The sequence below is a fragment of the Acidisarcina sp. genome, assembly GCA_035539175.1.
GTDB lineage: Bacteria > Acidobacteriota > Terriglobia > Terriglobales > Acidobacteriaceae > JANXZS01.
Map to the genome: position 1 here is coordinate 53,249 of DATLIY010000004.1, position 24,128 is coordinate 77,376.

At 59.1% G+C, this 24,128-nt stretch carries 25 protein-coding genes; 3 read left to right on the plus strand and 22 right to left on the minus strand.

What is annotated here, in order from left to right; translation table 11 throughout:
* Positions 1–34 precede the first annotated feature (34 nt).
* From VM554_01535 to VM554_01605, 15 genes are all read right to left on the minus strand, one after another.
* Entirely contained in the window at positions 35–1,546 is a 1,512-nt protein-coding gene (locus tag VM554_01535) for an NADH-quinone oxidoreductase subunit N (GenBank protein HVJ07044.1), read from the minus strand.
* Complete coding sequence (locus VM554_01540) at positions 1,543–3,087, minus strand: NADH-quinone oxidoreductase subunit M (protein ID HVJ07045.1); 1,545 nt, start codon at positions 3,085–3,087, stop codon at positions 1,543–1,545. Before VM554_01540 ends, VM554_01535 begins: the two co-directional genes overlap by 4 nt.
* A 17-nt stretch (positions 3,088–3,104) precedes the next feature.
* Positions 3,105–5,132 carry an NADH-quinone oxidoreductase subunit L gene (gene nuoL, locus VM554_01545; GenBank protein ID HVJ07046.1) on the minus strand — a complete coding sequence of 676 codons (2,028 nt, stop codon included), beginning with the start codon at positions 5,130–5,132 and terminating at the stop codon, positions 3,105–3,107.
* Positions 5,129–5,431 carry an NADH-quinone oxidoreductase subunit NuoK gene (gene nuoK, locus VM554_01550; protein ID HVJ07047.1) on the minus strand — a complete coding sequence of 101 codons (303 nt, stop codon included), beginning with the start codon at positions 5,429–5,431 and terminating at the stop codon, positions 5,129–5,131. The genes nuoL and nuoK overlap by 4 nt, the downstream gene beginning before the upstream one ends.
* A gap of 3 nt (positions 5,432–5,434) precedes the next feature.
* Positions 5,435–5,926, minus strand: coding sequence for an NADH-quinone oxidoreductase subunit J (locus VM554_01555; protein HVJ07048.1), 492 nt, complete (start codon positions 5,924–5,926; stop codon positions 5,435–5,437).
* Between the two features lie 75 nt (positions 5,927–6,001).
* Complete coding sequence (gene nuoH / locus VM554_01560; protein ID HVJ07049.1) at positions 6,002–7,045, minus strand: NADH-quinone oxidoreductase subunit NuoH; 1,044 nt, start codon at positions 7,043–7,045, stop codon at positions 6,002–6,004.
* 2 nt (positions 7,046–7,047) lie between these two features.
* The gene (locus VM554_01565; GenBank protein ID HVJ07050.1) at positions 7,048–9,420 is read right to left on the minus strand and encodes a molybdopterin-dependent oxidoreductase; all 2,373 of its coding nucleotides are present in this window, start codon (positions 9,418–9,420) and stop codon (positions 7,048–7,050) included.
* 33 nt (positions 9,421–9,453) lie between these two features.
* On the minus strand, positions 9,454–10,761 hold the full coding sequence (nuoF, locus tag VM554_01570; protein HVJ07051.1) for an NADH-quinone oxidoreductase subunit NuoF: 1,308 nt from the start codon (positions 10,759–10,761) through the stop codon (positions 9,454–9,456).
* A gap of 22 nt (positions 10,762–10,783) precedes the next feature.
* Positions 10,784–11,296, minus strand: a complete 513-nt coding sequence (locus tag VM554_01575) for an NAD(P)H-dependent oxidoreductase subunit E (protein HVJ07052.1) — start codon at positions 11,294–11,296, stop codon at positions 10,784–10,786.
* A complete protein-coding gene (locus VM554_01580; GenBank protein HVJ07053.1) occupies positions 11,293–11,616 on the minus strand; it encodes a hypothetical protein in 324 nt (107 codons plus the stop codon). Before VM554_01580 ends, VM554_01575 begins: the two co-directional genes overlap by 4 nt.
* Positions 11,613–12,833 (minus strand): NADH dehydrogenase (quinone) subunit D, encoded by a 1,221-nt coding sequence (gene nuoD, locus VM554_01585; protein HVJ07054.1) that lies wholly within the window; start codon positions 12,831–12,833, stop codon positions 11,613–11,615. The genes VM554_01580 and nuoD overlap by 4 nt, the downstream gene beginning before the upstream one ends.
* Complete coding sequence (locus VM554_01590) at positions 12,833–13,327, minus strand: NADH-quinone oxidoreductase subunit C (GenBank protein HVJ07055.1); 495 nt, start codon at positions 13,325–13,327, stop codon at positions 12,833–12,835. Before VM554_01590 ends, nuoD begins: the two co-directional genes overlap by 1 nt.
* Positions 13,328–13,330: 3 nt before the next feature.
* Positions 13,331–13,735 carry an NADH-quinone oxidoreductase subunit A gene (locus tag VM554_01595; GenBank protein HVJ07056.1) on the minus strand — a complete coding sequence of 135 codons (405 nt, stop codon included), beginning with the start codon at positions 13,733–13,735 and terminating at the stop codon, positions 13,331–13,333.
* Positions 13,736–14,110: 375 nt separating this feature from the next.
* Positions 14,111–14,293 carry a hypothetical protein gene (locus tag VM554_01600; protein HVJ07057.1) on the minus strand — a complete coding sequence of 61 codons (183 nt, stop codon included), beginning with the start codon at positions 14,291–14,293 and terminating at the stop codon, positions 14,111–14,113.
* Positions 14,294–14,336: 43 nt separating this feature from the next.
* Positions 14,337–15,563: a radical SAM protein gene (locus VM554_01605; protein HVJ07058.1), complete on the minus strand. Its 1,227-nt coding sequence runs from the start codon at positions 15,561–15,563 to the stop codon at positions 14,337–14,339.
* Between the two features lie 380 nt (positions 15,564–15,943).
* Between VM554_01605 and VM554_01610 the strand changes: the two genes are divergently transcribed.
* From VM554_01610 to VM554_01620, 3 genes are all read left to right on the plus strand, one after another.
* Entirely contained in the window at positions 15,944–16,354 is a 411-nt protein-coding gene (locus VM554_01610) for a hypothetical protein (protein HVJ07059.1), read from the plus strand.
* A 142-nt stretch (positions 16,355–16,496) separates the two neighbouring features.
* Entirely contained in the window at positions 16,497–16,712 is a 216-nt protein-coding gene (gene thiS, locus VM554_01615; protein ID HVJ07060.1) for a sulfur carrier protein ThiS, read from the plus strand.
* A 106-nt stretch (positions 16,713–16,818) separates the two neighbouring features.
* Positions 16,819–17,844, plus strand: a complete 1,026-nt coding sequence (locus VM554_01620; GenBank protein HVJ07061.1) for a metallophosphoesterase — start codon at positions 16,819–16,821, stop codon at positions 17,842–17,844.
* A gap of 21 nt (positions 17,845–17,865) precedes the next feature.
* On the opposite strand, the gene VM554_01625 is transcribed toward VM554_01620, so the two are convergent.
* The 7 genes from VM554_01625 to VM554_01655 all read right to left on the minus strand — a co-directional run bounded on the left by VM554_01625 (position 17,866) and on the right by VM554_01655 (position 23,760).
* Positions 17,866–18,114 carry a hypothetical protein gene (locus VM554_01625; GenBank protein HVJ07062.1) on the minus strand — a complete coding sequence of 83 codons (249 nt, stop codon included), beginning with the start codon at positions 18,112–18,114 and terminating at the stop codon, positions 17,866–17,868.
* A gap of 8 nt (positions 18,115–18,122) precedes the next feature.
* The gene (locus VM554_01630; GenBank protein HVJ07063.1) at positions 18,123–18,881 is read right to left on the minus strand and encodes a cytochrome c oxidase subunit 3; all 759 of its coding nucleotides are present in this window, start codon (positions 18,879–18,881) and stop codon (positions 18,123–18,125) included.
* A gap of 22 nt (positions 18,882–18,903) precedes the next feature.
* On the minus strand, positions 18,904–20,640 hold the full coding sequence (locus VM554_01635) for a cbb3-type cytochrome c oxidase subunit I (protein HVJ07064.1): 1,737 nt from the start codon (positions 20,638–20,640) through the stop codon (positions 18,904–18,906).
* Complete coding sequence (locus VM554_01640) at positions 20,637–21,470, minus strand: hypothetical protein (GenBank protein HVJ07065.1); 834 nt, start codon at positions 21,468–21,470, stop codon at positions 20,637–20,639. The genes VM554_01635 and VM554_01640 overlap by 4 nt, the downstream gene beginning before the upstream one ends.
* A 12-nt stretch (positions 21,471–21,482) precedes the next feature.
* Positions 21,483–22,133 (minus strand): pyridoxal 5'-phosphate synthase glutaminase subunit PdxT, encoded by a 651-nt coding sequence (gene pdxT / locus VM554_01645; protein ID HVJ07066.1) that lies wholly within the window; start codon positions 22,131–22,133, stop codon positions 21,483–21,485.
* The gene (pdxS, locus tag VM554_01650) at positions 22,123–23,100 is read right to left on the minus strand and encodes a pyridoxal 5'-phosphate synthase lyase subunit PdxS (protein ID HVJ07067.1); all 978 of its coding nucleotides are present in this window, start codon (positions 23,098–23,100) and stop codon (positions 22,123–22,125) included. The genes pdxT and pdxS overlap by 11 nt, the downstream gene beginning before the upstream one ends.
* A 204-nt stretch (positions 23,101–23,304) precedes the next feature.
* Entirely contained in the window at positions 23,305–23,760 is a 456-nt protein-coding gene (locus VM554_01655) for a PaaI family thioesterase (protein ID HVJ07068.1), read from the minus strand.
* Positions 23,761–24,128 lie beyond the last annotated feature (368 nt).

The following is a 24,128-nucleotide window of genomic DNA, read 5'->3' on the forward strand; positions in this document are numbered from 1 at the left end:
TTAGTCGATACTCAGGTTCTGTGGCTGAAGAGACCTAGCGTTGCGAAGCGCTGGGAACAACAATGAGCGTGGAGTTGGTTGTGGCAGGTGGCTCCGTCAGGTAGGTTGCGGTGGCAGCGTGTGCGGCTTCCAGGACGCGGCCCGGAAGGATGCCCAGCGCGAGCGTCGACCCACCGGTAAGCAGGAGAGCCAACAGCAGCGCGACGCTGAGCGGGGCGATGGTAAGCTCACCCGCTTCGTCCGGACGCCGGGTGTAGACGGAGGTAAGCAGGCGCAGGTAGTAGAAGGCCGCTATTCCGCTATTGAGAAGGCCGATAATCGCCAGCCAGATCGCTCCGGAGTGCAGGGCTGCTGCAAAGACGTAGAACTTTCCGAAAAATCCGCCGGTGAAGGGGATTCCAATAAGCGAGATGAGGAAGAAGGCCATGATGGCTCCCAGGACCGGGGAGCGGATGGCCACGCCTCGGTAATCGCTGATCGAGCTCAGATGATCGTCATACCCGCCAACATGGCTGACGACGGCGAAGATACCGACATTCATGGCCGCATAAGCGACGGCGTAAAAGCTGGCTGCGGCAATCCCTTCACTGGGAGGCGCCGAGAAGGCGACCAGCAGATAGCCGGCGTGCGCGATCGAGGAATAGGCCAGCATCCGTTTCACGTTCTGCTGACGCAGGGCGGCGAGATTGCCGATCGTCATCGACAGTACAGCCATTAGCCAGAGCAGCGTGGACCACTGAACATGCAGAAGGGGAAAGGCTTCGTAGGTAAGGCGCAGCAGCACGGCAAAGGCGGCGGCCTTGGGAGCCGTCGACATCAGTGCGACGACAGGGGAAGGAGCACCTTCGTAGACATCTGGCGTCCATACCTGAAAGGGCGCCGCGGATACCTTGAAGCCGATGCCGATAAGCATCATGGCCAGGGCTAGGACCGGGAACGCCGGGGTGCGGGTAGTGAGCAGCCCTGAAGCGATCTCGTGAATGTTCGTAGTGCCGGTAGCTCCGAAGACCAGGGCGACGCCGTAAAGGAAGAAAGCAGTCGCGAAGGAGCCGAGAAGGAAATACTTGAGCGACGCCTCAGGCCCCTTGACCGCCTGCTTGCGGAAGCCGGCCAGAATGTAGGTGGAGATCGACGAAATCTCTAATGCAATAAACACGAGCAACAGTTCAACGGCACTCGACATCAGGACCATGCCCACCGCTCCGAAGAGCAGGAGTGCGTAGTACTCGCCCATGTTCTCGCCGCGCTCCGGCATGGCGTCCAGCGCGATCAGGCAGGAGACGAGGACGATGCCGCAGATCAGCACATGGAAGAAGGCGCTGAAGGCATCCGTCTGCACAACGCCGTGGAAGCCGGTTCCGGGAGCCATCTGAAACTGCGTGCAGCTGGCCCAGAAAGCGGCGAGGAGGCCGCCAACGGCAAACCATCCCAACGGGCGGCGGCTGGCGTTTTTGGGCAGCACGGCCTCAATCATCATGACTGCAACACCCGCGAGGGTAAGAATAACCTCGGGAAGAATTCGGAGAATATCCGGGATCTGGTTCATTGCTTCTCCGCAGCCTTCCCCGGCAGGGAAACAGTGACCGCTGCCGATTGTTGGCTATCTATCAAATGAATTCCGGGGGGAGTCAACAGAGCGGTCACTCCCTGGTCGATGGCGTGAATCCAGTAGGGAGAGGCGACTCCCATGATGAGCATGAGCGCTGTTGCGGGCCATAGGCCCAGGTGCTCCCGCAAATTGAGGTCTGGAGTCACGCGCTCGGCAACCATCTGCGAGGTGGGTCCATAGTAGACCCGCTGAACCATCCAGAGCATGTAAGACGCGCTGAGGATGACCCCAATGGTGGCTGCGAACGCCCATCCTGGGTGCGACAGAAAACTGCCGCTGAGGACGAGAAATTCGCCGACAAAACCGTTGAGCATCGGCAGACCAATGAGCGAGAGAGTCATGATGACGAAGAGAGTCGCCATCTGTGGCAGCTTGGTCGCCAGTCCGCCATAGGCACCGATGTCGTAGGTTCCGTAACGATCGTAAAGGAAGCCGAGCAGGAGGAAGAATGCGCTGCCGGAGACCCCGTGGTTGAGGATCTGATAGATCGCACCATCGACGCCGGAGACCGCGAAGGAGAAGATGCCGAGGGTGCAGAAGCTCAGATGGCTGACAGTGGAGAAAGCCAGCAGGCGTTTGAGATCCTTTTGCACGAGTGCGAGAGAAGCGCCGTAAAGGATGCCGATGACAGCCAGGGCGATCATCCAGGGAGCAACCTGCCGGGCCTGCGCAGGGAAGAGTCCCAGGTTAAAGCGCAGGATGGAATAAAGTCCCAGCTTGCCGGCAACCACCATACCCATCGCGGTTGGAGCTTCGCTGAAGGTATCGGCGATCCATCCGTGGAGAGGGAAGACGGGGACCTTGACGGCAAAGGCTACAAGGAACGCGAGCGATGCCCAGAAGATGCCGCGTGCCGGCAGTCCGGCGGATCCACCCGCGATGGCCTGCTGCAGGCTGGCGAAGTCAAAGGTTCCGGTGTGGGCGTAGAGCCAGAGAATCGCAACCAGGAGAAATGCCGAGGGCAGGAAGGTGTAAACGAAGAATTTGAGAGCCGCCTGCGGTCCCTTGGAGCGGCCAAACATGGCGATCAGCATGGCCATGGGGACTAGGGACAGTTCCCAGAAGCCGTAGTAGAGAAAGAGATCGAGCGAGACGAATACGCCGATCATCGCGGTCTGCTGAATAAGGAACAGCAGGTAGAACTCGCGGGTGCGGTTCTCGATCGTCTTCCACGAAGCAAGCACGCCGAGTGGCGCCAGGAAGGTGGTGAGCACCACGAGCCACATCGAGATGCCATCGACGCCGAGGTGATAGCGAATGGCAGGTGACTTGATCCACGGAAGATTCTGTTCAAACTGGAAGCCCGGTTGTCCGTAAACAAAGTGGGCAGGCAGATGCAAAGAAAGTCCGAAGGTGATCAGCGTGACCACAAGGGTAAAACCCTGGATGACGCGCCCGCGCCGAGGCAGCAAGGCAACGACCGCCGCACCCGCGAGGGGGACGAAGGTCGTCAGCGTCAGAATTGAGTCGTTCAGCACGGTTCGTGTTCCTTCAGTTACCAAATCTTGAAGTGCGTTCCCCAGCTTGCAACAGCGCTGGTTCCGAATCCGAAGTAAGAGAGCAAGAGCATGGCTGCGGCACCGATTGCCAGCCAGCCGGCATACGAGCGAATGTTTCCCGATTGAATACGCCGCAGGATCGCGCCGAGACCACCGGCGATTCCAGCGGCGGTTCGTCCACCGCCCTGGACGACGACGCCTTCTACAGCGCCACCCAGCACAAAGCGGGAGCTAAGCAGCAGCGGCCGTACGATTAAAGCCTGATAGATCTCATCGACCCAGTATTTGTGGACGAGGAGGGATCTCAGGCCGCTGAAGCTCGCCGCCAGCTTGACAGGTAATTCGGGGCTGCGGCGATAAAAGGTGTCAGCAACGAACCAGCCCAGCGCGGCAATCAGTACGGCGAGTCCACTGAGGATGCGCTCCATATGGGGAGTCGTTTCGGCAACAACATGCTGCGTGATGACAAATGCACCTGCCGCCTGGCCCGATGCGCCGGTCAACGGCGGAGCGTTGTTGAGAGCAGGCGCGAGGAAGTGTGCAAACCAGTCGCTGCCGCGCAGGGCCTCGGGCCAGCCGATCCAGCCTCCGACAACCGAAAGAATGGCAAGAATCACCAGTGGCCCCAACATAACCCAGGAACTCTCATGCGGGGTGTGAGCGTGGCCATGGTCCGCCGCGTGTTCCGCACGGCTCTTGCCAAAGAAAGCCAGATACCAAAGGCGGAACATGTAGAACGAGGTGAGAAATGCGGTAAAGATGCCAATCGACCAGAGGAGGATTCCGCCGTTTGGCGAGCGGAATGTCTCAAACAGGATTGCATCCTTGCTGAAGAATCCGGCGAAGGGGAAGAACCCTGAGATGGCGAAAACGCCAGCGGTCATGGTCCAGAAGGTGACAGGGGTTGCCCTGCGCAGGCCGCCCATGTGGCGCAGATCCTGCTCGCCTCCGAGTGCGTGGATCACGGATCCAGCGGCAAGGAAGAGCAGACCCTTGAAGAATGCGTGCGTGACCAGGTGGAAGATCGCTGCCGAATAAGCCGCGACTCCGCAACCAAGGAACATGTAGCCTAACTGCGAAACAGTGGAGTAGGCCAGTACGCGCTTGATGTCTGTCTGGACAAGTCCGATGGTTGCGGCGAAGAGTGCGGTTGCCGCTCCGATGATGGCGATCAGCGTAAGTGCCAGCGGCGACCGGTCGAAGATCATGTGCGCGCGGACTATCATATAGACGCCCGCCGTGACCATGGTGGCGGCGTGAATGAGCGCAGAGACCGGAGTGGGACCTTCCATTGCGTCCGGCAGCCAGACGTAGAGAGGAATCTGGGCGGATTTACCGGTGGCACCGAGGATCAGGAATATCGAGATCGCAGTCAGGAACCCGCCATGCCATTCGGGATGGCTTGAAAGCTGTCCGAAGACGCTCGAAAAGCTAAGAGTCCCGAAGTGCGCGATGAGAAGGAACATCGCCAGCAGAAAGCCGAAGTCGCCAATACGGTTGACGATAAATGCTTTCTTCCCGGCGTCCGCTGCCGATTTCTTCGTGTAGTAGAAACCGATGAGGAGATAGGATGCGAGTCCGACTCCTTCCCAGCCAACGAACATCAGCAGGAAGTTCTCCGAGAGCACCAGCACCGACATGAAGAACATGAAGAGGTTGAGGTAGGCAAAGAATCGCCAGTAGCCCTCCTCCTCCATGTAGCCGACGGAGTACACGTGGATCAGGAATCCCACGCCGGTGACCACCGACAGCATGACCAGCGTCAACTGATCGAGCGAAAACGCAAAGTCGGCGCGGAAGGCAGAGGTCTGGATCCACGGCGTTGCGAGCTTCTCAACATACGGCAGGGTGAGTTCGCGGAAATGCAGCGCGATATTCCCCACCAACAGAAGAGGGACGAGGGTTGCCAGCAGTGCAATGGCAGAGACAGCCGCTCGGGGTAGTTTACGGCCGAGGAGGCCGTTAACTGCAAAGCCCGCGAGCGGGAACAGGGCGATGAGCCAGAGATGGAGCGTACCGTTCATAGTTTCATCAGATCGATCTGGTCCACGTTGAGGGTGTTCCGCGTACGGTAGATGGCGATAATGATGGCCAGGCCTACGGCAGCCTCAGCGGCTGCGACAACCATCACAAAGAAGACAAAGATCTGGCCGCGAATTGCGTGCCACTGGTACGCGAATGCGACAAAGGAAAGATTCACGGCGTTGAGCATGAGCTCAATCGACATAAAGACTGTAATGATGTTGCGCTTGATAAGGAACGCGCCGACGCCAATCGAGAAGAGAATCGCGCTCAGCACCAGGTAATAGGAGATGGGAACCATTCGCTAGTGCTCCTTTCGCGCCAGCGCCACGGCGCCGAGAATGGCAATGAGAATCAGGACCGATGTCACCTCAAAGGGTAACAACAAGTCGCGAAACAGCGATGCACTCAGGTCGTAGAGCGTCGAGGGATTGCCTGAGACAGCGTGGCCCAGCTTACTGCCCTCTGAGAGGAAGACATAAGTGAGCAGTCCGAGGAGAGCGGCGACGCCCGGAATACCGACGAGATAGGCCGCGCGGCTGCCCCGGGTTCTGACCTCTTCTCCCGCATTGAGGAGCATGATGACGAAGGTAAACAGCACCATGATCGCGCCCGAATAGACGATGACCTGCGCGGCAGCAAGGAATTCCGCTCCCAGCGTCAGATACAGGACCGCGAGCGATGTCATCACGACGATCAGCGAGAGCGCGCTGTTAATCGGGTGATGGGTCAGCAGCAGATTCAGTGCCGCCGCCACACACAGCCCGCCAAAGACTATGAAGAGAACTAGTTGCATGTTCCTGGGTCACTCAACATCATTCGTAAAACGCAAAAGAACTTTGGACCGGAAGGTGCATTGTAAAACAATGCACTAGCTAGTGCGCAGAGCCAGCCACAGGCTTGTCCCAATAATGTTTGCGATGGCCAGCGGCACGAGAAATTTCCAGCTGAAGGCCATAAGTTGGTCATAGCGGAAGCGCGGAAGTGTGCCGCGCACCCAGACATACAGACAGAGGAAGAAAAATACCTTGAGCACGAACCAGAAGAGCGGCAGGATCGATGCCAGAATGGGACCGCCAAAGCTGGGCAGCAGGTTTCCGAAGGGGCTGGTCCAGCCACCGAGGAAGAGCAGCGTTGCCACGCAGCCCACGTTGATCATGTTGCCATACTCGGCCATAAAGAACATGGCAAACTTCATCGAGCTGTATTCGGTGTGGTATCCGCCGACCAGCTCCGACTCCGCTTCCATCAGGTCGAACGGAGCACGGTTGGTTTCCGCATAGGCCGCCATCAGATAGATGAGGAAGGCGATGAACTGAAAGCCCCCGAAGGCGTTCCAGGAAAAGATGCCGTGGGCCGACTGGGTATTGACGATCTCACGCAGGCTAAGCGATCCGCTGCGGAGAACCACGCCGACGAGAGAGAGTCCGAGGGCAAGCTCATAGCTGACTGCCTGAGCGCTGGCGCGCAGAGAACCCAGCAGGGAATACTTGTCGTTCGAGGACCAGCCCGAGAGCGCAGTTCCGTAGATGCCGATCGAAGTAATTCCCAGTACCACGAGCAGACCAATGTTCAGATCGGTGATCTGAAAGAGATCGACGCCATGGAAACGTACCTCTGGCCCGAAGGGAACCACCGAGATTGTCAGCAGCGCACAACCCAGCGCAATGATTGGCGCGAGGATATAGAGCGGCTTGTAGGCTGCGGCAGGCAGGATGTCTTCCTTGAGGAAAGACTTGGCTCCGTCGCATAGCGGCTGGAGAAGGCCAAAAGGACCGACCCGGCTAGGTCCCCAGCGGTTCTGGATGCGGGCTACGAGTTTGCGTTCCAGCAGAACTGTGTAGGCGATTCCCATCAGCATGACGGTGATCACCACAACAATTTTCGCCAAGCTCAACAGCAGAAACGTCAGCATGCTTACGCGTTCCTATCTTTCAGCGGAGCTGTTGCCGCGGCTACAGCAGACCTGGTTTCCCTCGACTCCATTACCTCACCGAGGATATCGCAATAGCGGCCAAGAGTGCCGGATGTAAAGAGTGTATCCTGCGCGGGAAGAACGCCGTCAGGTCTAGAGTCCGCCGAGATGCCTTCGATCTGCACCAGCGGGGGAGTAGTGTGTCCGTCGTTGCCGGCGAGCAGTGCCAGGCGGTCGACCTGGTAGCCAGGAACCAGCCGCTGGATCTCGTCGAGAATCGCAAAGGGGTCAAAGGGGCTGAGCTTGGGTTCGAGATGATTTGCGGCAAGCCATACGGCATGGCGGTCCGCCTCGCCGGATTGCACTCCGCGAGACTGTCCCAGATCGGCGCGCATACCGGTTCCATAAGAGACCAGTTGCTTCGGATTGGCGCCCATGCGATCCGCCAGACGAACAATCAGCTCGAAATCGCTGCGCACGCCGGCCTTATCTGCGGCCTTCTTGACCAACTGAAGATCGCCGTATGTATTTGTAACCGTACCGGTCTTTTCGTAGAGGCTGGCAGCCGGCAGTACCACGTCGGCAAGCACGGCCGTTTCGGTGAGGAACATATCCTGCACCACGAGGAAGGTATTTTTGAGCGTCTCCGGCGAAATGTTGTAGCGGCTGACGGGGTTCGATCCAACCACATAGAGAGCGCCAAGATCGCCTCGGGCAGCGGCGTCGAACATAGCGATGAGGTCGAGTCCAGGTGCTACGGGAAGGCTGCCATATTCGTCAGAGAAGTGCGCCGGGGACGCCACCGGCTGATATCCGGGAAGCAGGTCCGGCATCAATCCCATATCCGCCGCGCCACGGGAGTTGCTGTAGTCGCCGAGGCAGGCAAACTTGGTGTTGGGCAGTTGGAGGCCGAACTGGATCAGCGCATCGACATCGCGGCCGCGATACTCCGAGCCAAAGATAATGATGAGGTTTTCTTCCTTGCGGATCGCCTCGCGGAAGGCGGCGGTTGCCTCGGTAGCGGAGAGGGGAGCGTCATTTCCTGCGAGGTAGCTGACTAGCTGGGCGTATCCATCCTGCGGAATCGTGAGCGAGGCCTTGGCCTGGCGCCGTAGCTTGATCTCTGCATGATTGGCGATATAAAGCCGTGCGCGATTGTGGCGGAAATTGGTACGCAGGCTCCACGCCAGACCCGGATGTTGCTGCGTTGGATCGTTGCCGAGGAGCAGAATCGCTGGGGCGGCGCCGATGTCACGAAGGCTTGCCGTGCGATCTGAGTGCCCGGACAATGCGCGCGCGAACGAGGCATAATCCGCCGTGCGATGGTGATCGATATTATTTGTGCCGAACACCTTGCGGGCAAACTTCTGCAGCAGGTAATTCTCTTCGTTGGTGGTCCGGTTCGACCCGATAACGCCCATAGCCGCGCCGCCGCGCGCGTCACGAATCTCAGCAAGCCGCCGGCCTGCATAATCCAGAGCCTCCTCCCAGGTTGCGGGAGCGAGCTTTCCGTCCGGCTGCCGAACGAGGGGTTTGGTCAGGCGATCGTTGTGGTTCGCAAACTCGAAGGCGTAACGGCCCTTGATGCAGAGGAAGTCGCCGTTGATGCCGCTCTTGTCGCGATTGTCGCCGCGAATGATCTCGACCCCATCATCGACGCTGCGCAGACCAAGGGTGGTCTTGCATCCGTCGCCGCAGTGGGTACAAATCGTGGCGACGTGGTTCATCTCCCAGGGCCGCGTCTTGTAGCGGTACGCTCCCGAGGTAAGCGCCCCGACGGGGCAGATGTCGATGCACATGCCGCACTCTTCGCACTCCAGATGATCTTCCTTATTGGGAGCGATGATGCTGGTAACGTTGCGATTCTGTACGCCGAGTGCCCACACGTCCATGCCCTCGCCGCAGACGCGCACGCAGCGATAGCAGAGGATACAGCGGGGGCGATCAAAGTAGACGACCGGCGACCACTGTTGCTCCTCGCGGTGCTGCTTGGTCTCCGTGTAGATAGACTCGGCCGCGCTGTACTTGAAGGTCATGTCCTGCAGCTCGCACTCGCCACCGGCATCGCATACCGGGCAATCCAGCGGGTGATTGCCGAGAACCAGTTGGACCATGGCCTTGCGCACCTGCTTAATCTCGTCGCTCTCGGTGGTTACCACCATGCCTTCGCTGACGGGAGTGGTACAGGCGGTCTGCAGTTTGGGAATCTTCTCAATGCGTACCAGGCACATGCGGCAGGCGGCCTGGAGCGAGAGTCCGGGATAGTAGCAGAACGCCGGAATCTCGATGCCTACCTTGCGGCAGGCCTCAATCAACAGCGTGCCCGCGGGAGCCGTAATCTGCTTGCCATCGACTGTAAGTTTTACGTCAGCCATCTTGAACTTGTCCTTACTTGCAGCGCCGGCGAACTAAACCAGGGCCGGTTCTGCTGTGTGAGCGTACGGGCAGGGCTTGCCGTCGAGGTGATCTTCGAATTCCTTGCGAAACTTCTTGATGAAGGCAATGGTCGGCATAGCAGCCGCATCGCCGAGCGGGCAAAAGGTGCGCCCCAGCATGTTTTCCGCAAGGTATTTCATGTTGTCGATGTCCTTGCTGACGCCGCCGCTGGAGTGAAAGCGGGTCAAGGTCTTCTTGAGCCAGTCGGTGCCTTCACGGCAGGGAATACACCAGCCGCAGCTTTCATGCTGGTAGAACTTGATGGTGCGCAGCGCAAACTCCACCATGCAGACCGTATCGTCGAGGACAACCACACCGCCGGAACCGAGCATGCTTCCGGCCTTCAAGACCTGGTCAAAGTCCATGCCGATATCGATCTCGTTTGGCAGGAGTACGGGGGTCGATGATCCGCCCGGCACGACTGCTTTCAACTGCCGTCCGCCGCGGATTCCCCCGGCGACATCGTAGATCATCTTCTTGAGGTTGTAGCCCATCGGCAGCTCGTAGACACCGGGGCGCTCGACGTGGCCGCTGATGCAGAAGAGCCGGGTGCCACCATTGCGCTCCGATCCGAGCTTGGCGTATTCCGCACCGCCGATGCGCAGCACGTGCGGGACAGTAGCAACCGTCTCGGCATTATTGATGACTGTGGGACCACCGTAGAGGCCAACCACCGCAGGGAAGGGAGGACGGATTCGGGGGATTCCGCGCTTGCCTTCGAGCGACTCCATCAGGGCCGATTCTTCGCCCACTTCGTAAGCGCCTGCTCCGGTTTGGGAGACAATGTCGAAGTCAATGCCGCTGCCGAAGATATTCTTTCCGAGAAAGCCCTTGGCATAGGCTTCTTCGATGGCGCGCTCCATGATCTTGAGCAGGTAGCGATACTCGCCGCGCAGGTAGATGAACCCCATCTTGGCGTGGATGGCGAGACCTGCGATGATGACGCCCTCGATGATGGAGTGAGGATCGTGCTCAAAGATCAGCCGGTCCTTGCAGGTGCCTGGCTCGCTCTCATCGCCATTGACGAGAACATATTTGTCCTTCTCCGACTGCTTGGGCACAAAGGACCACTTCATGCCGGTCGGGAAGCCTGCGCCTCCGCGGCCGCGCAGGCCGGAGGCCTTCATCTCGGCAATGATCCAGTCGGAACCCTTCTCCAGGGCCTTGCGCGCAGACTGATAACCTTCAAGCTCCAGATATTTATCGATAGCAGTCGCGCCTTTGCCAAACCGCATGGAAAGGAGGGGGACTACATCGGGATGGGAAACGAGATTCGCCATGATTCTTTCCTGTCTGGGATGCCTAGCTTCGTTTGTCCTGCTGGGCACTGGCGCGATACTTCTCCAGGATCTTATCCAGCTCTTCGGGGGTCAGGTTTTCGTAGTAGTCGTAGTTGATCTGGGCGGCAGGGCCCCAGCTGCAGGCGCCGATGCACTCTACCTCTTCCAGTGAGAACACACCGTCCGGCGTTGTTTCCTTGTTCTCGACGCCGAGCGTCTTCTTGCAGTGGCTGAAGAGTTCTTTGCCGCCGCGCAGCATGCAACTGATGTTGGTACACACCTGCACGTGGTATTTACCCGCCGGCTTGGTGCGCAGCAGGGAGTAGTAGCTGATGACGCTGCGGGTATCGAGTTCGCTGATGCCGATGCGCTGCGCAACCTCGGCGATTACCTCGTCGGAGAGATAGCCCTTCTCATCCTGCGCATAGAGCAGCATAGGGATGAGCGCGGAGCGACGATGCGGATAGAGGGTGACCAGCCTGTCGAAACGAGCGGCTAACTCCGGTGAAAAAATGGTGTTCTCCTGAACGCTCATTGCATGATCTCCCTTGCCAACCGTTCTGCCACTGCGTCCATCTCCTCTTCGCCTTCGTTCATCGCCACGTGACCGTTCAATCGCAGATGGAAGCTGGCGCCACTTCCATCCTCGCGCTGCCAGGAGGCTTCACTCTCATGATGCGTGATTTCGAGCCAGCGATTCTGGCCGCGAAGCACGATGCATTCGGAGGTGACTTCCACCGTCGGCAGGGCAGCGTGGCTCAATCCGTGAGCCGCGGAATAGCTGCGCAACAGAGATGCGAAGGATGTCCACAACTCTGCATAGGTAGCGCTCGCATTGGGGGCAACAGCCGTCACCGGTCAATCTCTCCCAGCACAATATCAATCGATCCGATCGCTGCGACCACATCCGCAATCATTCTTCCCTTGCACATTGTCTCCAGAGCCTGGAGGCTGGCGTAGGTAGGATTGCGCATGTGAACACGGTACGGCTTCGACGATCCGTCACTGACCACGTAGTAGCCCATCGCGCCGCGCGGAGACTCGATCGACTGATAGACCTCTCCAGCAGGAACAGAGAAGCCTTCGGTGACGATCTTGAAGTGGTAGATGAGCGCCTCCATCTGCGTCTTCATCTTTTCGCGCTCCGGCAGGACAACCTTGGGCGCGTCTGCCTTGATAGGGCCATCGGGCATGCCGTCGAGCGCCTGCTGGCAGATCTTGACGGATTCGCGCATCTCCTGCAGGCGTACGAGATAGCGCGCCCACACATCGCAATCGGTAGAGGTGGGTACCTTGAACTGAAACTTCTCATAGCTGGAGTAGGGCTTGTCGCGGCGCAGATCCCAATCCACGCCACTGGCACGCAACGGCGGCCCGGTAACGCCCAGAGAAACTGCATCCGCAGCGCTGAGATAGCCGACGCCCTTCAGCCGGTTATAGAAGATGGGATTGCCGGTAAGCAGATTGGAATACTCATCAATCTTCTCCGGCATGATGTTCAGAATCGCCTGGACCCGGCTATAGAAATCCAGCGGAGGTTCAAGCGCCAGACCGCCGATGCGGAAGTACGACGTCATCATCCGCTGGCCGGAGACCATCTCGAAAATCTTGAGAATCTCTTCGCGCTCGCGGAAGGTGTAGAGAAATACGGTCAGCGCGCCGATGTCCATGGCATGCGTGCCCAGCCAAACCAGGTGCGAGGCCAGGCGGGTCAATTCGTTGAGCAGGACTCGCGTCCACTGCGCACGCGGAGGAATCTCAATCTGCAGCAATTTCTCGACCGCAAGGCAATAGCAGAGGTTGTTCGCCATCGGACTGAGATAGTCGATGCGGTCGGTGAGCGGAACAACCTGCTGATAGAACTTGGCTTCGCAGGTCTTCTCGATGCCGGTGTGCAGGTAGCCGATGTCAGGAACAAGGCGCTTGACGATTTCGCCGTCGATCTCCAGCCCGAGGCGCAAAACGCCGTGGGTAGAGGGATGCTGCGGTCCCATATTCAGGACCATGGTGCGATCCTTGGACGGATCCTCCGGGCGGCTTTCGATGATAGGAACTGTGAGGTATTCAGACATCAGCGATAGCCCTCCACCGGGTAGTCTTTACGCAGAGGATGACCTTCCCAGTCATCCGGCATCATGATGCGCCGCAGATTCGGATGGCCGTTAAATCGTACTCCAAAAAGATCAAAAACTTCCCGCTCATAAAAATTTGCGGAGGGCCATACCGGGGTGATGCTGTCCACCGATGGATCGACGCTGTCGAGGACGACGCGAAGCCGCAGACGCTCCTTCAGGGGAAGGGACCAGATGTGGTACGTAACGTGAAAACGGGGCTCGGTGGGATACCAGTCCACGCAGGTTACATCTTCGAGGAAGTTGTATCCAGCAGACTGTACAGTGCGGCAAGCCTCGCGAATGTCATCGGGGGCGATCGTCACCATGAGTTCGTCGAAGGCAAATTTTGCATCGGCAACGGCTGCGTCCTTCCAGTTACGCAGGGCAGCGATTGCCGGATGATCCGTCATCGAGGAAAAAACTGCTTCCTTGTTCATCAGAGGGGTTGTCATGTCTTACAGGTCCGCCTTGTCTGAAGCCCAGTCCAGAATGCCCTTTTTGATGATGTAGAACATGCCGACCAGAACGAAACCCAGATATACGAGCATCTCCCAGAAACCGAAGAGCCGCGAGCCTGTCAGTTGTGGCAAATGTTTGTAAATGACCGCCCACGGAACCATGAACACCGCTTCTACATCGAAGAGGATGAAAAGCATGGCAACCATGTAGAACCGGACGGAGAAGCGTCCGCGTGCGTCACCCTGGGCCACCATTCCGCACTCGTAGGCCTCCAGTTTGACTCGCGAACTCCGATGTCTGCCGATGAACCATGAAGCAAAGACCATGCCTCCGCCGATGGCAACGGCAGCCAATGCTTGCATCATGAGGGGCAGGTAGTTCCAGAAATAGGGATTACGCATTTGGCATCGACTCGCGATCTTCAGGATCGATTTGTGGAACGAGGTTCGTTTTGCGGAACGAGGTTCGCTCTCTTGACTTTAGGTTTTCGTGGGGCTGTAGTCAAGCAACGTTGTGAGGCGACAGCGTTGGTCACACACGCAAATTAGCCGGTTGCATCTGATGTTGCACCGCGAGTGTTGTATCGCGAGGTACTTAGAAAAACAGAGTCAGGCGAGATGTGTTCTGCCTGACTCTGGCGATAGATAAAACCTTGCCGAATTCGAATGGTCTTCGGCGCGGCATTTTTATCCGCAAGTTACACGATGTTCTTTCCACGCGGCCGGTTCCTGAAGAGATGGCCACTGCGGAGTTGATCCTCTCAGGGCAGGAAGGATTCAGTCAGCGCCGGACAGCATGGCCTGCATTTCCTCGCTGCGAGGGGAGCAGCTTGCACCTCGGCCGCAACCGCCGCCGCATGCATCGCCCATTGCATCCGGGTTGAACCCGCCAGCGTGGCGCATCATTTCGCGTAGTGCCATGTCTGAGACTTCGTGCATTTTGACTTCCTGAGCCAACATTTGGACTTCTCCTTTTGGTTGAACCTTTACTACTTTTTTCAGCTCACGGTTTAAGATGAGCCGCTAGCTGCAAGACACACTCTTCGGCAATGGCGCGCTGAATGGGGGCAAATACCGGCTCGCTCATGTTTCCGGCGACGATTGCTTCCCCTGCGATACACCCCTCGCACAAGCACGTATACCAGGCCTGGGGCCGGGCTTGAAACTCGTCAAAATACTGTCGCAGAACACGTGCGGAGTCGGGCCCCGGAAAGCTTCCGTCCAGCAGATTCCCCATGCAGTAACCAGGATCACCCGCCAGCATAAAGCAGGGATAGACAGAGCCATCCGTGGCGACGGTGATCTGCGTGAAGAAGGCAGGGCAGTAGGTCTGCGCTGGGGTTCGTGTCGCCAGATGCTCAGCTACCTGGTAGGCAAACTGCAGGATCGGTCCTTCTCCCCGCGTCATATTCTGAATCGAGACCCGTGCCGCCGCGCGATAGTCCTCGGCCAGACTGGCGAGTTCGACATATTCGGACCCGAACATGCGAAGCTTGGCAGGGCGGGGAAGAAACGCCGGAGAGATGTGCAAAATTTTGCGGTCCGTGTGCTTGTAGAAGAAATCCATCAGGTCGACGATGGAGATCCCGTTGCGCTGGTGATACGCGTTGTACGTGCACTCGATCTCAAACGGAATTGCGTGATCGCGGAAGCGTTGCAGCGAATCTGCAAGCAACTCGTAGCTGGAGGCTCCGGAGAGCATGGGGCGGCAATGATCGTGGATCTCGCGAGATCCATCCCAGCTCACTGTCAAAGAAATCTTCCAGCGGTGGAGGACATCGAGGACCTCCGGGCTGGACCAGGTGCCATTGGTGGTCAGGGCAAGGCGCGGCATGTGGGGTAAGCGCCCTTCGGCGACCGCCGCCAGCAGAAAAGAGCATGCTGTCTCGATCGCGTCCAGATTCATCAGGGGTTCACCCCCGAAGAAGTGGATCACCGTGATCTCGCCGTAAAGATCGAGGACCCTCTGCAGTACATCCTCCACCTGCTGCGGAGACATGAGGTTCTCCTCCGCGTTATAACGCCCCTGATCGGCATAGCAGTAGCTGCAGGCAAGGTTGCACATATTGCTGATGTTGAGCGTCAGACGCCCAAGGTGCGGCTTGCCGGAGATGGGCTGCTGCGTGTGATCCGGATAGAGAATGGGGAACATCGCTTCGCGGTGGGCGAGCGGGTACTCCTGCGGTGAGCCGGCCCGCCTATAGACCGCAGCAAACTTCTCTTCCGCCATTCTGGCCACTGACTCCAACGGAAGGGCTGGAGATGCGTCAAGCGAAAAGAGGCGCATTTCTGAGGGGATAAAGTATGCGCATCGCGAGCCATCGCGTAGGACGATACGGCCATCGCGTTCGATTGCTTCCACCTCTCTACCCCTTTCCAGTGTCACAAGACTGCCCGGCAGCGTTGGCGAAGACTCCGCTTACACTTCGGCCACCTGTACTGGGATATCAGAGCGGGGGGCCTGCCTGCTGTGAGCGCCATCACTTCGTTCCCGTATCGGAACCATCATCATCATCGAGTTCCGAAACGATCGCCGGTCCTGAAGCTTCGTCCCTTTTCTAAAGCTGGGGAGGGGTGCCGCCGATACAGTGTTTACGGGAGACGACTGCGATGGCGAGCTATGTAGTGGATACAGTTGAGTCAAAGGAACCGGGAACGATCGCCGGGGCTGATTCCGCGGTGCACGCGAGTGCGGTGAAAGTATTTCCGGGTGCGGCTGAAGCTGTGCCCGAGAAGCTGCCTGCGGGATTTACCGGAATCGGGACCGGAGTGGCTGCTGTTCGCGGACGGCGGCGGATTCCCCCGGTCGCCGGGCATGCGCTCGAGAAACTCGGGCACGCCATCGAGTATCTGACCGACGAGTATGTCCATGAGGGGTGCGCGGAGGGATTCACAGGCCCGCAGCTCGCCGCGATTCAACTGCTGATGGCTTTGAATCGCGAAGTCTACTACGAGTGCCCTGTTATTCCGCCATTGTGGGTTCGTATCCGCGAGTTTCTGCGTCGCGCCATCGGGGATTAAGCTGAATCGCCCCGCAGCGAAGCATCTGCGGAGGTGTGGATTGCGTGGACCGCAGCGCATCGCATTGGTCAGCAAGGCGATGCGGACACCGTGGGAGCTCGCCTGCCAGATATCCCCACCCCGGTGATACTCTGAAGTTGCAATGACCTTTACCATCAATGGACAAGAGCGCGACTTCCCAGCCCTGGGGGCCGGAGCAACCCTGGACACTTTGATCGAAGCCCTGGCGCTAAAGAGTGACCGAATCGCAGTGGAACACAACGGCACGATTGTGCGCCGTCCCGAGTGGTCTGGCACGCCGGTTGCTTCCGGCGACAAACTGGAGATTGTTCACTTTGTTGGTGGTGGAAGCCGCTAGGGTGTGCCTTTACGCCTTGCCAGCACGCAATTCCTCAGCAAAGATTCAAGTTCCGTGTCACTGCGATGAGTTTGCGGTAGAGGCACGCACGGTATAGTCACGAGAGATGAATTCGAAGCATCATTCGCCTGCGTCATTCCGTCGAGTCCCGTTCCCTCCCATCCAATGGGCTGCGCTCTTCGTGCTTCTGCTTCCTCTCGCTGTACTGGCGCAGACCGCGGCACGCAACTCCGGCGACGACGGCAAGCCGACCTTCGTGATTTCGAACATCGCGCCTGGCGCGGACCTGAAGATTGTGGCGTATGGCGATATGCGGTTTACCAATCCCAGGAACGAGGTGGATACCAGTCCGCGCGTGCGCAAGTGGCTGGCGGAGAAGGTAGGGGCAGAGAAGCCGGATCTGCTGTTTCTTTCCGGGGATATGCCATTCTGGGGGAGCAACTCCGACGATTGGGACGTCTATCGCGAGGAGACGAAATCCTGGCCGGAGAATCACGTGCGGGTGTATCCCACCCTGGGCAACCATGAGCTGACGGGAGATGTCCACCAGGCGCTCAGGAACTATTTCAGCGCGTATCCGCAGATCGAGGGGCATCGCTACTACTCGGTCTTAGCTGGGAGTGTGGAGCTGATCGCTCTTGATTCCTTGCAGAAGATAGACCCCGAAAGCCCGCAGTTTGCATGGCTCGACGCGCAGTTGGCGCACATTCCTCCACAGGTGGACTTTGTATTTTTTCTGCTGCATATGCCGTTGATGGCAGATGTGCAGTCGCAGGTGGTCGCCAATCTTCCGGCGCCTGAGATGTGGGAGTTGCGTACCTATCTCGAGCAGAAGGCAGCTCTGTCGCGGGCGCGTTTTCTGGTGGTCAACGGCCACATCCACAATTACGAACGCTTCCAGCACGGCGGCGTCACCTATCTCGTGAGCGGCGGCGGTGGGGCGAAACCATACCCGGTGATGGTACGCGGCCCACAGGATTTGTATCAGGACACGGCCTTCCCAAACTTCCACTACATCCTGCTGACGCTCCGCGGAAAGCGGATGGAGGCGACCATGTATCGCGTGGCCGACCCCAAGGCAGAGACGTTCAAGCTGGAGGACAAGGACCATTTCGAGTTGGTAGCAAGATAGTGTCCGGTTTGCGGCAGGAGATCAGGCGTCCGTCTTTGCACGGAAGCGAAACGCCACCCCCAGCATAGCGAGAAAGAGAACGAGCGCCGGTATGCCAAGGACGGGAATCGCTACGCGGAGGCTTCTGCGAACCTGTGGGGCGCTTCCAGCAGCGGTGTCGCGGCACATGCTGCATCCCTGGGCGTGCACGGGCACGGGCACAGCGAGAACGGCGGCAAGCAGCAACGTCAGGATGCCGGACGCCGCTCTACGTGCCCTGAGGCGATTCACCGAAGAACTCATTGGGCGGAGACGAGGAGCGCGAACAGGAAGAGCCAGAAGACCCCCATACAGTGCCAATACCATGCCGTGCAGTCAACGACGATCTGCCGGTATTCGACGCGGCGAAGGAAGGAAAGCGATAGGAGCGCAGCAACCAGAGCGGCGATTCCGATGACCAGGTGGGCTCCATGAAAACCTGTAATCAGGTAAAAGAAGTAGCGTGCCGGGTCCGAGGCAAGGAGAAGTTTGTCGGTCCACATCTGCTGCCACGCGATCCACTGACCCGCCAGAAAAGCGACGCCAAGCAGGGTAGTCGCAGCCAGCCAGGGAGTGGCGCGGCGCAACGCAGGGTGTCCCATCCCCAGCCACTCCTCGATCACATCGATTTCGCGGAAGAGTTGCCTGCGAGCCATCTCCATGGTGAAGCTGCTCAGGACCAGAACAGCCGTATTGAGCCATAGGATCGACGGCAGGGCGATGGGGTGCCACGTAGAGACGTAGTTGTGTGTGCGGGGATCGATGTGTCCGCCAGACTGGCTGACGAAGAACGTGCTGACGATGGCGACGAAGAACATCATGTCGCCGATCATGGCGAAGAAGATACCCAGCCGCCAGCGCGTGAGCAACTGGCGCGGACCGTTTCTGCCCCGCTGCCCATCCCAGCTATCGCCGTCACCACCGCCGCCGGTCGGACGGCGCGAGGCAGGAGGTTTGCCTCCGATGCCAGTATCTTTGCGCTCCGTGTCGATGGGGCTTCGAGTGAAGGTGACTGGCATATCAACTCCGTTCACATTGAGATTACTCCCGATTCGATTCGAGAACATCCTGCGGTAAAAAATCGGATTGACCGGGATGAACGCCATAATCGTAGGGACCTCGAACGACTGTTGTCTCCTCGTCGCCGGGTGATGACCATTCGAGTGTCGTAGCCTGCCACGGGTTGGCTGCAGAAGAGCCTTCTTGCAGCAGGGTCCAAACCAGATTCGCAAGAAAAATCAGTTGTGCGGAGACCAGCACAATTGCTGAGATGCTGATATATCGCTGCAAGGGTATCAAGGCGGCCATGGACGCCGCTCCGCCCGACAACTGGGAGTAGTGACGAGGCTCTCCAGCCAGTCCCGCAAAGTGCATGGGGAAGAAGGTGGAGTAAGCGGCCGCAAATGTCAGCCAGAAATGCGTTTTGCCCAGGCCTTCGTGCAATTGCCGCCCGGAGATCAGGGGGAACCAGTAGTAGATCCCGGCGAAGACAGAGAAGATCGCCGCCATTCCCATGATGAGATGAAAGTGAGCCACCACAAAGAACGTGTTGTGCAGATAGGCGTCGAGGATCGGGAGAGCCAGCAGGGGTCCGGTAATGCCTCCAGCGATAAAGAGCGAGAGGAAGCCCAGCGAGAAGAGCATGGGTGTCGTCAGGCGGAGGTTGCCGCCCCAGATGGTCCCTATCCAGCTAAGCACCTTTGCCGTGCTGGGGACGGCAATCGCCATGGTGGTAAGGGCAAAGGCGGTTCCGGCATAGGGATTCATGCCGCTGACGAACATGTGATGGCCCCAGACCAGGAATCCGAGAAATCCGATGAGCAGCGTGGTCCAGACCATGAGCCGATAGCCGAGAACAGGACGCCGGCTGAAGTTGGCTAGCAGGGACGAGGTGATCCCCATACCCGGCAGGATAGCGATATAGACCTCGGGATGGCCAAAGAACCAGAAGAGGTGTAGCCAGAGGAGCGGAGTGCCGTCGCCGTGGCCCACGATCTGCCCGTTGACCAGATCGCCCATCGGCACGAAGAATGCCGTGCCCAGGTGGCGGTCGCACAGCAGCAGCACCGCCGCGGCAAAGAGCACGCTGAAGACGAGCACCGTGATCATCGAAGCCACAAGCCACGACCAGACGGTAAGAGGCATCCGCCCAAGCGTCATCCCCGGGCACCGCTCCGCGACGATGGTGGTGAGCATATTCACCGAAGCCAGAGTGGAGGCCACACAAAAGATTCCGATGCTGATCAGCCAGAAATCCATGCCGAGAGCCTGGCCAGGCCCCGCACTGGCGACGGCGCTGAAGGGGGGATAGCTGGTCCAGCCGGAGATCGGCGCTCCCCCGGGCACGAAGAAGGCCGCAAACAGCACCAGCAGCGAAAGGGCAGTCAGCCAGAAAGAGATGGCGTTGACGATGGGCAGAGCCATCTGGCGGCTGCCGATCTGCTCCGGCAGCACGAGATTCGCAAATCCACTCTGCGGCGCGGTAGTGAGCACGAAGAAGACCATCAGGGTGCCATGGATGGTGACCAGCGCCAGGTAATCCTCCGGCTTCATCGTGCCCCAGAACGGCATGGGCACATCCGGCCATGCCAGGTGAATGCGCATCAGCAGCGAGAGGGAAGCACCAACGACGACAGCCACCAGAGCGAGCAGCAGGTACTGGATGCCAATAGTGCGGTGAGCGGTGGTGAAGATGTATCGCCGAATCCAGGAAGGCCGCTGCGGCGGGGCAGCATCGGAGTCCTGGGGCACCTGCGCGGATTCGAGGGGGCCTGTCACTGTGCGCTCCCCGTGGCGGCGTTCACGGCGCGTACTCCGGCCTCACGGCCGGCCAGCCAGCGAGCATATTCGGCGGGCGGCAGCACACGCAGCTTTGCCTGCATCCTGGCATGGCCCAGGCCGCAGACCTGACTGCAGAGAATGGGGTACTCGCCTGGCACCTCGGGAGTGAAGTGCACATGCAGCACCATCCCCGGCACGGTGTTCTGTTTGAGCCGCATGGCGGGTACAAAGAATCCGTGAATGACATCGTGCGCGCGCAATGTAACGTCCACTTCGCGTCCGGCGGGCAGAACGAGCTCGCTGGCGACGATATCGTCGGCGCCGCGAGGGTCTCTGCGATCCAGCCCCAGCGGATTGCCTGCTGCTGCGTTGACCAGCTCCGGCCGCGTTAACCCAAAGGTAGCGTCCTCTCCGGGATAGCGGAAATACCACTGGAACTGGACGCCGACGACCTCGACCTGCATCGCTCCCGGCGACGCGCCTTCGAAGCGATTTGCCGCCCAGAGCCGCTGCGCCGTAATTGCCATCCAGATATACAGAGCACAGAGCAGCGTGAGAGGAAGCGCCTCCATGATCCACATGCTGGGAGCGTGCGGTGTGCCCGGACGAGGGCGCCGCAGGATTGCGATAAGCAGCAACAGGTGGGCGAGCAGAAAGCAGAGGCCCAGGGCCGCCAGGTTCCAGCGCATCAGATGATCGACAACGACGCCATGCAGCGAGGCATTTGGAGGCATCCACCACTGCGAGCTGGCCGCCAGCGGCGAGAACCGCGCATAGCTAGATCCAGTGCAGATCGCGATGGCCGGAAAGGGTGTCGCCAGCGGCATGGGAGGTTTGCCTTAAACGTGCGATTTTTGCGTCTTTGCCTGCTGCACCATCTCAACGAAGAGACGATGAATCCGCCTGTCGCTGGAGAGCTCCGGGTGAAAGGTGGCAGCAAGCAGGTTTCCCTGACGCACCAGGACAGGGAAGCTGTCGCGCTCGGCGAGTACTTCTACGTCAGGACCGACCCGCGTGATGCGCGGAGCCCGGATGTAGACCATCTCCAGTGGGCCTCCAGGCAGTTTGGATGGGCCCTGTTCAATGGAGCTGTCAATCTGCCGGCCATAGGCATTGCGTTCGACGGTAGCGTGCAGAACAGCCAGGCTTTCCTGCTGCGGGTGAAGTACCTCGTCCGCCAGCAGAATGCATCCTGCACACGTGCCGAAGGTGGGCTTGGAGCGGACAAAGGCAGCGAGGTCCGCGAGAAAGCCATCCCGCTCAAGAAATTTGAGGAAGGTGGTGGATTCGCCGCCCGGAAGGATGAGCCCGTCGAGGCCGCTTAATTGTTCAGGCTTGCGAACCAGGACAGCGTTCGCACCAGCCTCTTCGAGCGCCTGAACATGTGCCGCGTAGTCGCCTTGAATGGCGAGCACACCGATCGTCACCGGCGTGCTCGCTGAGTTGTCCCTGGGGTCCGATGGCACCGTCTCCGCTCCGTTACCAGCCACGGGTCTGCAGGAGCTGGGATTCCTCGATGCCTGAAATCGCCAGGCCCTTCATCGAGCCGGTAACCTGCTCACTGGCTTCGGCGAGGATCTTGGGGTCGTTATAGTGCGTCGTGGCAATAACGATAGCCTTGGCGCGTGACTCCGCCTCCTCCCGCTCCTTGCGATTGCGCACGTTGCCCTGATCGTCGAGTTCAACATCCAGTGGCGTCGAGCCTTCCTTCATGAAGATGCCGGAGCCGACGAAGACCGCCTCGGCGCCCAGTTGCATCATCAGTGCGGCATCCGCGGGAGTCGCAATACCACCAGCGGAAAAATTCGGTACTGGAAGCTTGCCCGTCTTGGCAACCATGCGGATCAGTTCGTAAGGAGCCTGGTGATTCTTGGCAGCGGTATAGAGCTCTTCCTCACTGAGCACGGTCAAGGCGCGCATCTCGCCGACGATCTGGCGCATGTGCTTGACAGCGTGGACCACGTCTCCGGTTCCCGCCTCGCCCTTGGTGCGGATCATGGCCGCACCCTCGGCAATGCGCCGCAGAGCCTCGCCAAGGTTGCGCGCACCGCAGACGAATGGTGTCTTGAAGGCGTGCTTATCGATGTGATGCGCCTCGTCGGCGGGAGTCAGCACCTCGGACTCGTCGATGAAGTCAACGCCAAGTTCCTGAAGAATCTGCGCCTCGGCAAAGTGCCCGATGCGTGCCTTGGCCATGACGGGGATCGAGACGGTAGAAATGATGGCCTTGATGAGACTTGGCCGGGCCATGCGAGCGACGCCGCCCTCGGCACGGATCATTGCCGGAACCCGCTCCAGCGCCATTACCGCGGTCGCACCGGCCTGTTCCGCTATGCGGGCCTGTTCCACGCTCATGACGTCCATAATGACGCCACCCTTGAGCATCTCCGCCAAGCCGACCTTAAGCCGTAGCCCGGTGCTGCCGGAATGGTTGCCGTTTGTGTTCAGCTCTGCCATGGTCTTGCCTCCTCAAGTGTGCCCGCAGCGCTCAAAAGTCGGGGGTGGATGTTCCGGATGCGCTTGGTGGGCGACTACTGGTGAAGCACCAGTTTAGCAGCTTCTGGCGCGTCTATTTCGCAGGCGTGCCGCCAGAGATTGGCGATAGTCACTCGCAGGCCAATTTGCGTGGCAAAGACACCGGCAACACGTTCCCGCGAGAGGTTACGACTCGACCAGATTCTTCTGCTGCCTGAACTTTTCCGGATCGATCGCAAGAAAAAGCCCTTTCCCGCGTGCCAGAGGCCGCCCGTCGGCGTCGCTGACCTCGGCCTCGCAATAGTGTTTGCGCCCGTCGGCTCTCAGCAACCGCCCCTCAAGCAGCAGGGGAACACCCAGCGGCACAGGACGAAGATATTCCACCTCCATCTGGCGGGTCATGGCGGTTACGCCGCGGGCTCGATTTGCCTTGCTCATGGCTTCATCCAGAAGAGTTGCGATGGCTCCGCCGTGCATGTATCCCGGAGGCCCCTCGAATCGCCGCGGTATCTTGATGCGGCTGAGGACGCGACCCGTCTCGTCGGTCAGGAATTTCAGGCGCAACCCGGTTTTGTTGGCATCGCCACATCCAAAGCAATGGTTTTGCGCTCCATGGGAGAGCGGAGTGAGCTTGCTCTTCATCGTGTAAATGCCTTCCTTACAGTCCTTCTGCAGATTACCGGAGCGCAGCAATGATAGCGGCAATCAGTTTCACATCGGCTTCAATCGCAGCGGCTCCATTCTACTGGCGTTGCCGGAGACAGAAGTACTGCGTAGATGAAGACAGAACCAAAACTTCATCTATAAAGGAGCGGCATCCTCGTAGAGAAAAGGCTTGAAGGTGAGAGGGAAGCCTAGGGTGTATCGACTAGGGATGGCTGCCGACGGGAGGCCGTTTCTCTCAGTTCGAGAAGGGAGGAGCGACAGATACCGGGTGTATCTTAGCGACGACCGACGAAGAAATGAGGGGAACGGACCCCGTCCCGGAGGGTTGGCAGGAATCCGGCCAA

Bases quoted from the DNA above. Each gene is read 5' to 3' on its own strand.
- VM554_01535 (HVJ07044.1), bottom strand. From the start codon at position 1,546: ATGAACCAGATCCCGGATATTCTCCGAATTCTTCCCGAGGTTATTCTT.
- nuoL (HVJ07046.1), bottom strand. From the start codon at position 5,132: ATGAACGGTACGCTCCATCTCTGGCTCATCGCCCTGTTCCCGCTCGCG.
- nuoK (HVJ07047.1), bottom strand. From the start codon at position 5,431: ATGGTTCCCATCTCCTATTACCTGGTGCTGAGCGCGATTCTCTTCTCG.
- VM554_01555 (HVJ07048.1), bottom strand. From the start codon at position 5,926: ATGCAACTAGTTCTCTTCATAGTCTTTGGCGGGCTGTGTGTGGCGGCG.
- nuoH (HVJ07049.1), bottom strand. From the start codon at position 7,045: ATGCTGACGTTTCTGCTGTTGAGCTTGGCGAAAATTGTTGTGGTGATC.
- VM554_01565 (HVJ07050.1), bottom strand. From the start codon at position 9,420: ATGGCTGACGTAAAACTTACAGTCGATGGCAAGCAGATTACGGCTCCC.
- nuoF (HVJ07051.1), bottom strand. From the start codon at position 10,761: ATGGCGAATCTCGTTTCCCATCCCGATGTAGTCCCCCTCCTTTCCATG.
- VM554_01575 (HVJ07052.1), bottom strand. From the start codon at position 11,296: ATGAGCGTTCAGGAGAACACCATTTTTTCACCGGAGTTAGCCGCTCGT.
- nuoD (HVJ07054.1), bottom strand. From the start codon at position 12,833: ATGTCTGAATACCTCACAGTTCCTATCATCGAAAGCCGCCCGGAGGAT.
- VM554_01590 (HVJ07055.1), bottom strand. From the start codon at position 13,327: ATGACAACCCCTCTGATGAACAAGGAAGCAGTTTTTTCCTCGATGACG.
- VM554_01595 (HVJ07056.1), bottom strand. From the start codon at position 13,735: ATGCGTAATCCCTATTTCTGGAACTACCTGCCCCTCATGATGCAAGCA.
- VM554_01600 (HVJ07057.1), bottom strand. From the start codon at position 14,293: ATGTTGGCTCAGGAAGTCAAAATGCACGAAGTCTCAGACATGGCACTA.
- VM554_01605 (HVJ07058.1), bottom strand. From the start codon at position 15,563: ATGGCGGAAGAGAAGTTTGCTGCGGTCTATAGGCGGGCCGGCTCACCG.
- VM554_01610 (HVJ07059.1), top strand. From the start codon at position 15,944: ATGGCGAGCTATGTAGTGGATACAGTTGAGTCAAAGGAACCGGGAACG.
- thiS (HVJ07060.1), top strand. From the start codon at position 16,497: ATGACCTTTACCATCAATGGACAAGAGCGCGACTTCCCAGCCCTGGGG.
- VM554_01620 (HVJ07061.1), top strand. From the start codon at position 16,819: ATGAATTCGAAGCATCATTCGCCTGCGTCATTCCGTCGAGTCCCGTTC.
- VM554_01630 (HVJ07063.1), bottom strand. From the start codon at position 18,881: ATGCCAGTCACCTTCACTCGAAGCCCCATCGACACGGAGCGCAAAGAT.
- VM554_01640 (HVJ07065.1), bottom strand. From the start codon at position 21,470: ATGCCGCTGGCGACACCCTTTCCGGCCATCGCGATCTGCACTGGATCT.
- pdxS (HVJ07067.1), bottom strand. From the start codon at position 23,100: ATGGCAGAGCTGAACACAAACGGCAACCATTCCGGCAGCACCGGGCTA.
- VM554_01655 (HVJ07068.1), bottom strand. From the start codon at position 23,760: ATGAAGAGCAAGCTCACTCCGCTCTCCCATGGAGCGCAAAACCATTGC.